General features: G+C 72.0%; 8 protein-coding genes. 7 read left to right on the top strand and 1 reads right to left on the bottom strand.

Annotated features, from left to right (window positions below; all coding sequences use genetic code 11):
• The 5 genes from mobA (at position 1) to ACTB72_RS07675 (ending at position 5,450) form a co-directional block, all read left to right on the top strand.
• Complete coding sequence (gene mobA / locus ACTB72_RS07695; RefSeq protein ID WP_463036398.1) at positions 1 to 648, top strand: molybdenum cofactor guanylyltransferase MobA; 648 nt, start codon at positions 1 to 3, stop codon at positions 646 to 648.
• Positions 645 to 1,148, top strand: coding sequence for a molybdopterin-guanine dinucleotide biosynthesis protein B (gene mobB, locus ACTB72_RS07690; RefSeq protein ID WP_463036397.1), 504 nt, complete (start codon positions 645 to 647; stop codon positions 1,146 to 1,148). The genes mobA and mobB overlap by 4 nt, the downstream gene beginning before the upstream one ends.
• Entirely contained in the window at positions 1,145 to 2,416 is a 1,272-nt protein-coding gene (locus ACTB72_RS07685) for a molybdopterin-binding protein (RefSeq protein ID WP_463036396.1), read from the top strand. Before mobB ends, ACTB72_RS07685 begins: the two co-directional genes overlap by 4 nt.
• A gap of 20 nt (positions 2,417 to 2,436) precedes the next feature.
• Entirely contained in the window at positions 2,437 to 3,585 is a 1,149-nt protein-coding gene (locus ACTB72_RS07680) for an MFS transporter (RefSeq protein ID WP_463036395.1), read from the top strand.
• 71 nt (positions 3,586 to 3,656) lie between these two features.
• Positions 3,657 to 5,450 carry an adenine deaminase gene (locus tag ACTB72_RS07675; RefSeq protein WP_463036394.1) on the top strand — a complete coding sequence of 598 codons (1,794 nt, stop codon included), beginning with the start codon at positions 3,657 to 3,659 and terminating at the stop codon, positions 5,448 to 5,450.
• Here ACTB72_RS07675 and speB read toward each other — a convergent pair whose 3' ends face one another.
• Complete coding sequence (gene speB, locus ACTB72_RS07670; RefSeq protein WP_463036393.1) at positions 5,451 to 6,410, bottom strand: agmatinase; 960 nt, start codon at positions 6,408 to 6,410, stop codon at positions 5,451 to 5,453.
• A gap of 71 nt (positions 6,411 to 6,481) precedes the next feature.
• Here speB and ACTB72_RS07665 point away from each other — a divergent pair, with 71 nt between their 5' ends.
• Together ACTB72_RS07665 and ACTB72_RS07660 are read left to right on the top strand one after the other, a co-directional pair.
• On the top strand, positions 6,482 to 7,189 hold the full coding sequence (locus ACTB72_RS07665; RefSeq protein WP_463036392.1) for a GntR family transcriptional regulator: 708 nt from the start codon (positions 6,482 to 6,484) through the stop codon (positions 7,187 to 7,189).
• A gap of 91 nt (positions 7,190 to 7,280) precedes the next feature.
• Positions 7,281 to 8,675, top strand: a complete 1,395-nt coding sequence (locus ACTB72_RS07660; protein WP_463036391.1) for an aspartate aminotransferase family protein — start codon at positions 7,281 to 7,283, stop codon at positions 8,673 to 8,675.
• The last annotated feature ends 34 nt before the right edge of the window (positions 8,676 to 8,709 follow it).

The following is an 8,709-nucleotide window of genomic DNA, read 5'->3' as shown; positions in this document are numbered from 1 at the left end:
ATGCTGACCGACATTTACGGCGTGATCCTGGCGGGCGGCGAATCGCGCCGGATGGGCGGGGGCGACAAGGGCCTGGAACTGGTCGGCCGCCAGCCGCTGCTCGCCCATGCCCTGCAGCGCCTGTCGCCGCAGGTCCCGGCCTTCGCGCTGAACGCCAACGGACCGGCGGCGCGCTTCGCCGCCTGGGGGCTCGATGTGATCGGCGACGCCTCTCCGGACCGGCCGGGGCCTTTGGCAGGCGTGCTCGCGGGGCTCGACTGGGCGGCGGGGCGCGGGGCCCGCGCCATCGTCACGGTCGCCTGGGACACGCCGTTCTTCCCGCGCGACCTCGCCGTGCGGCTGGTCGCGGCGGCGGAGGAGGCGGGGACGGTGCTCGCCATGGCCGTGACCCCGGACCCGGCGCTGGGGACGGCGCGGCACCCGACCTTCGGGCTTTGGGATGTGGGGTTGCGCGAGGATCTGCGGACCTGCCTCGGGGCCGGGATGCGGCGCGTGGTCGAGTGGACCGGGCGGCACGGCTGCGCCGAGGCGCGGTTCGAGGCGGAGCCCTTCGACCCCTTCTTCAACGTCAACACCCCCGAGGATCTGGCGGAGGCGGAGCGGCTGTGGGCGGCGCATCTCGCCCCCGCCCGGACCGTCGCGCCGTGAGCGGCTCGCCGGTCTGGGGCGTCACCGGCTGGAAGAACGCCGGCAAGACCACGCTGGTCGAGCGGCTGGTGACCGAGATCAGCGGGCGGGGCCTGACGGTCTCGACCCTCAAGCACGCGCATCACGGGTTCGACCTGGACCGGCCCGGGGCCGACAGTTTCCGGCATCGCGAGGCCGGGGCGCGCGAGGTGCTGATCGCCTCGGGAACCCGCTGGGCGCTGATGCGCGAGCTGCGCGGCGACCCGGAGCCGTCGCTTGACGAGCTGCTGGCGCAGATGGCCCCGGTGGATCTTGTGATCACGGAGGGCTGGAAACGCGGGCCGCAGCCGAAGGTGGAGGTGCACCGGCCCTCGCTGGGCCGCGATCTGATTGCGCCGGAGGATCCGACGGTGCGCGCCGTGGCGGCCGACGCGGATGTGATCACGGACCGGAGGTTGCTGCCGCTGAACGACGTCGCCGCCATCGCCGATTTCATCCTCGACGAGCTGGGGCTGCGATGACCGCCCGCCCGCCCTCCGACCCGCCGGCGCTGCGCAACGACTGTTTCGCGCTGCCGCCGGGGGTGGACTGGCTGGCGGTCGACGTGGCGCTGGGGCTTTTGCGGGAGCGCTGCGCGCCGGTGACCGGGGCCGAGACGGTCCCGCTGGCGCACGCGCTGGGGCGGGTGCTGGCGACGGAGGTCTCCGCGGCGCGCGCCAATCCCCCGGTCGCGAATTCGGCGGTGGACGGTTACGCCTTCGCCCATGCCGCGCTGACCGGCGCCGATCCCGAGCGGCTTCGGCTGGCCGCGGGGCGGGCGGCGGCGGGGGCGCCTTTCGCGGGCCGCGCGCCCAAGGGGGCCGCGGTGCGGATCCTGACCGGAGCCGCCCTCCCCGAAGGAACTGATACCGTTGTTCTGCAAGAGGATATCGGGCTTGAGGGCGACGAGCTGCGCCTCCGCCCCGGGCTGAAGTTCAAAGCCAACACCCGCGCCGCCGGCGAGGATTTTTCGGTCGGCGCCCCCCTCCTGCCCGCCGGTCGCATCCTGCGCCCGCAGGACCTTGCGCTGCTGGCGGCGGCAGGGCTGGCGGCGGTCCCGGTCAGGCGAAAACTGCGGGTGGCGGTGCTGTCCACCGGGGACGAGCTGTCGGATCCGCCGGGGGCGCCGGGGGCCACCCTCGACGCCAACCGGCCGATGCTGCTGGCGATGCTCGGCGCCTGGGGATTCGAGCCGGTGGACCTCGGCCGCGCCCCCGACCGCGCCGAAGCGGTGCGCGCCGCGCTCGACCGCGGCGCCGCGGAGGCGGACGCGATCCTCACCTCCGGCGGCGCCAGCGCGGGGGACGAAGACCATGTCTCCGCCACCCTGCGCGCCGCGGGGGCGCTGACCGCCTGGCGGATCGCGGTGAAGCCCGGCCGGCCGCTGGCGCTGGCCACCTGGAAGGGCGCGGCGGTGTTCGGCCTGCCCGGCAACCCGGTCGCGGCCTTCGCCTGCGCGCTGATCTTCGCCCGCCCCGCCCTGCTGGCGCTCGCGGGCGCGGGCTGGGCGGAACCGCAGGGCTTCGAGCTGCCCGCCGGCTTCGCCAAACGCCGCAAGCCGGGGCGTCGCGAGTTCCTGCGCGCCCGCATCGGACCCGACGGACGGGCGGAGCCGTTCCGCTCCGAAGGCTCGGGCTTGATCTCGGGCCTCGCATGGTCCACGGGCCTGATCGACCTGCCCGATCCGGGCCCGGATGTGGCCGAGGGCGACCCCGTCCGCTTCCTCCCCTATGCGAGTTTCGGCCTGTGATCACAAATCGGCGCGCAGCGATGATCCGCACCGGCGGCTTCTACGCCGCCATGTTCGGCGCGCTGGGCGCGCATCTGCCGTTCTGGCCGCTGTGGCTCGCCGACTGGGGGCTGTCGGACGGCGAGATCGGGGCCTATCTGGGCGCGGGCATCGTGCTGCGCCTGATCGCCGGGCTCGGCCTGCCGGTGCTGGCCGACCGGCGCGAGGCGCGGCGGCTGACGTTGGGCCTGGTCGCGGGGATCGGGGCGGCGCTGTTCGCCGCCCATGCCTTCGTCGGCGACAAGATCGTGCTGCTGGCCCTGACCATGATGACCGCGGGCGTGTTCTCGGCCATGGTTCCCATCGCCGACGCGCTGACCGGGGCGGCGGCGCGGGTGCACCGCTTCGAATACGCGCCGGCGCGAGCGGTGGGCTCGGCCGCGTTTCTGGCGATGAATCTCGGGATGGGGGCGGTGCTGGCCTGGACCGGCTCGGGCGCGGTGCTGTGGGCGATCGTGATCTGCCTGGCCGCCGCCGCGGCGCTGGGAGCGACCCATCCCGGCGGCGGCAAGGTCAAGGGCGGCGCGCGACCCAGCCTCGCCGAGATGCGCCGGCTGGTCACCGGCAAGGTGTTCTTGATTTTCACGCTCGCCTCGGGGCTGGCGCAGGCCTCGCACGGGGTGATTTACGCTTACGGCTCCGTGCATTGGCGCGAAATGGGGGTGCCGGAGGCGACGATCGGCATGCTCTGGGCCGCGGGCGTGGCGTTCGAGGTGCTGTTGATGGCGCTGTTCGGGCCGTGGCTGGTGCGGCGGCTGAAACCCTCGGGCGCCATCGCGGTGGCGGGCGCGGCTGGCGTGGTGCGCTGGACGGCGATGACCTTCGATCCGGAGGGGACGCTGCTGTGGGTGTTGCAGGCGAGCCACGCGCTGACCTTCGCCGCGGCGCATCTGGGCATCATCGCCTTCATCGCCCGCGGCGCGCCGGACCGGCTGGCGGGCGCGGCGCAGGCGGTGATGCAGGCCTTCGGCACCGGGATTCTGATGGCGGTCGCGTCCGGCATCTCGGCGCTGGCCTACCCGGCCTTCGGGGCCGGCGCCTGGTGGATCGCGGCGGCGATGTCCGCAGGCGCGCTGATTTTGGCGACAAGCGCGCGTAAAATGTGGGACGGCGGGCCGCTGCCGGCCTGAGGCGCGGGTTGCGCGGAGGGCCGGCTCGGGGCAGGCTCCGCCGCAGTTTTTCCTGAGCCGGAGCGCCCAAGATGACCCCGAAAAGCTGGGCCGACGCCGCCCCTCGCCTGATCGCCGTCGCCGCGGGGCGCGAGGCCGCCGACATGGTGGTGCGCGGCGGGGTCTGGGCGAACGTGCATTCGGGAGAGATGATCCCGGGCACGGATCTGGCCATCGCCGACGGGCGCTTCGCCTATTGCGGGCCGGATGCGGGGCCCTGCATCGGGCCGGACACCGTGGTGATCGAGGCGGCGGGCCGGGTCCTGTCGCCGGGCCTGATCGATGCGCATATGCATGTGGAATCCGGCATGCTGACCGTCACCGAGTTCGTCCGCGCGGTGGCGCCCCACGGCTCGACCACCCTCTTCATCGACCCGCACGAGATCGCCAACGTGCTGGGATTGAAGGGCGTGCGGCTGATGCATGACGAGGCGATGCTGCAGCCGACCAATGTCTTCGTGCAGGCCCCGTCCTGCGTGCCCTCCGCCCCGGGGCTCGAGGTGGCGGGGGCCGAATTCGGGCCCGACGAGATCGCCGAGATGATGACCTGGCCCAATATCTGCGGGCTCGGGGAGGTGATGAATTTTCCAGGCGTGATCGCCGGAGATCCGCGCATGCTGGGCGAGATCGCCAACGCGATGCGGGCGGGGAAGACCGTGGGGGGGCATTACGCCTCGCCCGATCTGGGGCGGCCGTTCCACGCCTATGCGGCGGCGGGGCCGGCGGATGACCATGAGGGCACGCGGGCCGAGGATGCGCTGGCCCGGGTCCGGCAGGGGATGCGGGCGATGCTGCGGCTGGGCTCGGCCTGGCATGACGTGGCCGAGCAGATCCGGGCGGTGACCGAGGGCGGGGCCGATCCGCGCAACTTCGTGCTCTGCACCGACGATTGCTATGCGGCGACCCTGGTGCGCGACGGACACATGGACCGGGTGCTGCGCCACGCCATCGCCCAGGGTCTGCGCCCGATCACGGCGTTGCAGATGGCGACGTTGAACGCCGCGACCCATTTCGGGATGGAGCGGGAGCTGGGGGCCATCGCGCCGGGGCGGCGGGCGGATTTCGTGATCACACCGTCGCTGGCGGGGTTTTCGGCGGAACTGGTGGTCGCGCGCGGGGTGGTGGTGGCCGAGAACGGAGCCATGGTCGCGCCGCGTCCGGGGTTCATTTATCCGCCCGAGGCGAAGGAAACCGTCCGGGTCGGGCGAAAAGTGCTGGCCGAAGATTTTGTGATCACGGCGCCGGAAGGCGCCAACGCCGCCCGCGCCCGGGTGATCGGGGTGGTCGAAAACCAGGCCCCGACCAAGGCGCTGGAGATGGAGATCCCGGTCCGCGACGGGCGGCTGGCGCCCGAGGCGGCGGAGGGCGACGTCTGCCTGATCGCGGTGGTCGAGCGGCATCGCGGCGAGGGGCGGGTGGTGACCGCGCTGGTGTCCGGGTTCGGGTATCAGGGGCCGTGCGCGGTGGCGTCCACCGTCGCCCATGACAGCCACCATCTGATCGTGGTGGGCACCTCCGCCGCGGATATGGCGGCCGCCGCCAACCGCTTGCAGGAGATCGGCGGCGGGGTCGCGGTGTGGAAGGACGGGGCGGAGGCGGCGTTGGTGCCGCTGCCGGTCGCGGGCCTGATGTCGGATCAGCCGGCCGAAGTGGTGGCGGCCCAGGGCGACAGGATGATCGAGGCGATGCGGGCTTGCGGCTGCACGCTCAACAACGCCTTCATGCAGCACTCGCTGCTGGCCCTCGTGGTGATCCCGGCGCTGCGGATCTCCGACCAGGGATTGGTCGATGTCACCGCTTTCGCGCCGGTCTCCGTCACCTTGTGATCACACGGGTTTTCGATCGGCATAGAGGCAGAGCAGCTGCAGGGCGATGGTCGCGCCCGCCAATGCGGTGATCTCACCGACATCGTAGGCGGGCGCGACTTCGACCACGTCCATGCCGACCAGATTCAGCCCTGTCAGCCCCCGCAGGATGCCGAGCGCCTGCCAGGACGCGAGGCCCCCGCAGACGGGCGTGCCGGTGCCCGGCGCGAAGGCGGGATCGAGACAGTCGATGTCGAACGTCAGGTAGGCGGGCGCGTCGCCGACCCGGGCGCGGATCGCGGCGATGGTGGCGGCGATGCCGGTCTCGTGCACCTTGATCGCGTCATAGGTCTCCACCCCCATCGTGTCGTCGGTGGTGGTGCGGATTCCGACCTGGATGGAACGGGAGGGGTCGATCTCGCCGGCCTGGATCCCCTCGCGGAACATGGTGCCGTGGTCGATCCACTCGGGCCCGCCGCCATCCCAAAGGTCTGAATGCGCATCGAAATGTATCAGCGCGACCGGGCGGCCGAGCCGTTTCGCGTGGGCCTTGATCGAGGGGTAAGTCGTGAAATGGTCGCCGCCCAGCGCGAGCGGCGTGGCGCCGGCGTCGAGGATCGCGGTCATTGCGGCTTCGATGACGCCGGGGATCGCGGTCGGGTCGCCATGGGGGATGAAGACGTCGCCCCAGTCGACCACGTTCATCCGCTCGAACGGGTCGAAGGCGGACGGCCAGGCGCGGGACCAGCCGAGCTGGGCGGAGGCGGCGCGCACCGCGCGGGGGCCGAACCGGGCGCCGGGGCGGTTGGAGACGGACTGGTCGAAGGGCACGCCGACCACGGCCACGTCGACGCCCTCGAGATCGCGCGCATAGCGGCGGCGGCAGAAGGACAGCGCCCCGGACCACATCGGCTCGTCATGGGTGACGGCCTTCATGCCCTCGGCCAGGAAGGCGTAGTCGCGGCGGTGCGGATCGGTCATGGCGGGCTCCGTGAGCTGGGCCGGGCAGCACCCAGATTGACAGGCGGCAGGTTTGTGATCACAATTACCGCATGACCCTAGCTGACGCAACCACGCCGAGTCCCAGCCTCCGTCCGGTCCGCGCCCTTCCCGAAGAAGGCGGCGGACCTGCGCATGAGCGGGTTTACAAGGCGCTCCGCCGTCGGATCCTGCATGGCGAGATGGCGCCGGGCGACCACGTCACCCTGCGCGGCGTCGCGGCGGATCTCGGCGTGTCGATGACGCCTGCGCGCGAAGCGGTGCGCCGGCTGGCGGCGGAAGGGGCGCTGGCGATCTCGGCCTCGGGCCGCGTCTCGGCCCCGATCCTCAGCCCGGCGCGGGTGGAGGAGCTCGCCTCGATCCGCGCGCTGCTGGAGCCGGAACTGGCCGCCCGCGCGCTGCCCCGCGCCCATTTCAGCCTGATCGAGCGGCTGAAACGCATGGATGCGGAGATCGACGAACATTTGAAATCCGGCGACGCCGCCGCCTATGTGCGCGGTAACCTTGAATTTCACCGGACGCTGTACCTGCGCGCCCATGCGCCCGCGATGCTGGCGCTGGCCGAGACGGTGTGGCTGCAGACCGGCCCCTCCATGCGCCAGCTCTACGCCAGGATCGGCATGGGGCGGGTCGCCGACTACCATCGCAAGGCCATCGCGGCGCTCGCGGCGGGGGATGAGGCCGGGCTGCGGCTCGCCATCCGCGCCGACGTGCGCCAGGGGCTGACCCTGCTTTCGAACGAAGGCCTCGACACGGCCTGATCCTCGCGCCCGACCCTCGCGCCTGGGCCCGCCGCCCTCCCGCCGGAGGGCCGGGGCGGGGCCTTCCGCGCCCACGACCTGGAGAGACGCCATGAACGTGCTGAACAATCCCCGCTCGACCGCCGATTACCAGGCGATGGACGCCGCCCATCACTGGCACCCGTTCACCGACAGCGCCGAGCTCGCCGCCAGGGGCGCGCGTGTGATCACAAGCGCCGAGGGGGTGTGGCTGACCGACTCCGAAGGCCACCGTATCATGGACGGCATGTCGGGCCTGTGGTGCGTGAATGTCGGCTACGGGCGCGAGGAGATCGTGGAGGCGGTGACCCGCCAGCTGCGCCAGCTGCCCTATTACAACACCTTCTTCCAGTGCACCCACCCCGCCGCGGCCGAGTTCGCCGAAGCGCTGTCCGCGGTCGCGCCGGCCCATATGAACCGGATTTTCTTCACCAATTCCGGCTCGGAGTCGAACGACACCGTGTTCCGTCTGGGCCGGGTCTACTGGGACAGCGTCGGCCAACCGTCGAAAAAGATCTTCATCGGGCGGCATAACGGCTATCACGGCTCGACCGCGACGGCGGTCAGCCTCGGCGGCATGTCGGCGATGCACTCGCAATCCGGCCTGCCCTTCCCCGGCTTCGCCCATATCGACCAGCCCTACTGGTATGGCGAGGGCCTCCAAACCGGCATGACCCCGGCGGAATTCGGCCTCGCCCGCGCCCGCCAGCTGGAGACGCGGATCGACGAGCTGGGCGAGGACAACGTCGCCGCCTTCATCGCCGAGCCGATCCAGGGCGCCGGCGGCGTGATCATCCCGCCCGAGACCTACTGGCCTGAAATCGCCCGCATTTGCCGGGAGCGCAACATCCTGCTGATCACCGACGAGGTGATCTGCGGCTTCGGGCGCACCGGGTCGTGGTGGGGCTCGGAGACCTATGGCGTGACCGCGGATCTGAGCCCGATCGCCAAGGGCATGACCTCGGGCTACCAGCCGATGGGGGGCGTGCTGATCTCGGACCGCGTGGCGGGGCCGGTGATGGAGAACGCCGGCGAATTCTACCACGGCTACACCTATTCCGGGCATCCGGCGGCGGCGGCGGCGGGGCTCGCGACCCTGCGGATCCTGCAGGAGGAGAAGCTGGTGGAGCGGGTGCGCGACGTGCTCGCGCCCAAGCTCGCGACGCTGTGGGGCGGGCTCGCGGACCATCCGCTGGTCGGCGAGACCCGGACCAAGGGGTTTCTGGGCGCGATCGAGCTGGCGAAGAACCCGGCGACGGGGGAGCGCTTCGGGTCCGAGGTCGGCGCGGGCCCGCGCTGCCGCGATCTTTGCGTCGCCAACGGGCTGGTGATGCGCGCGGTCGGGGACACCATGATCCTGTGCCCGCCCTATGTGATCACGGAAGACGAGATGGACGACATGGCGGCCCGCGCCCGCAAGACGCTGGACGATCTGGCCGATCAGCTGACCCGCGACGGACTGATGTGATCACGGGGGGCGGGGGGCGTCCGCCCCCTCGCCG

It is taken from the genome of Albimonas sp. (genome assembly GCF_055129145.1).
Note: the sequence above shows the minus strand (reverse complement) of the source record. Positions and strands in the feature narration are given on the sequence as shown.

Excerpts from the sequence above, each read along its gene's own strand:
- mobA (WP_463036398.1), top strand. The coding sequence starts at position 1 with ATGCTGACCGACATTTACGGCGTGATCCTGGCGGGCGGCGAATCGCGC.
- ACTB72_RS07685 (WP_463036396.1), top strand. The coding sequence starts at position 1,145 with ATGACCGCCCGCCCGCCCTCCGACCCGCCGGCGCTGCGCAACGACTGT.
- ACTB72_RS07680 (WP_463036395.1), top strand. The coding sequence starts at position 2,437 with ATGATCCGCACCGGCGGCTTCTACGCCGCCATGTTCGGCGCGCTGGGC.
- ACTB72_RS07675 (WP_463036394.1), top strand. The coding sequence starts at position 3,657 with ATGACCCCGAAAAGCTGGGCCGACGCCGCCCCTCGCCTGATCGCCGTC.
- speB (WP_463036393.1), bottom strand. The coding sequence starts at position 6,410 with ATGACCGATCCGCACCGCCGCGACTACGCCTTCCTGGCCGAGGGCATG.
- ACTB72_RS07665 (WP_463036392.1), top strand. The coding sequence starts at position 6,482 with ATGACCCTAGCTGACGCAACCACGCCGAGTCCCAGCCTCCGTCCGGTC.
- ACTB72_RS07660 (WP_463036391.1), top strand. The coding sequence starts at position 7,281 with ATGAACGTGCTGAACAATCCCCGCTCGACCGCCGATTACCAGGCGATG.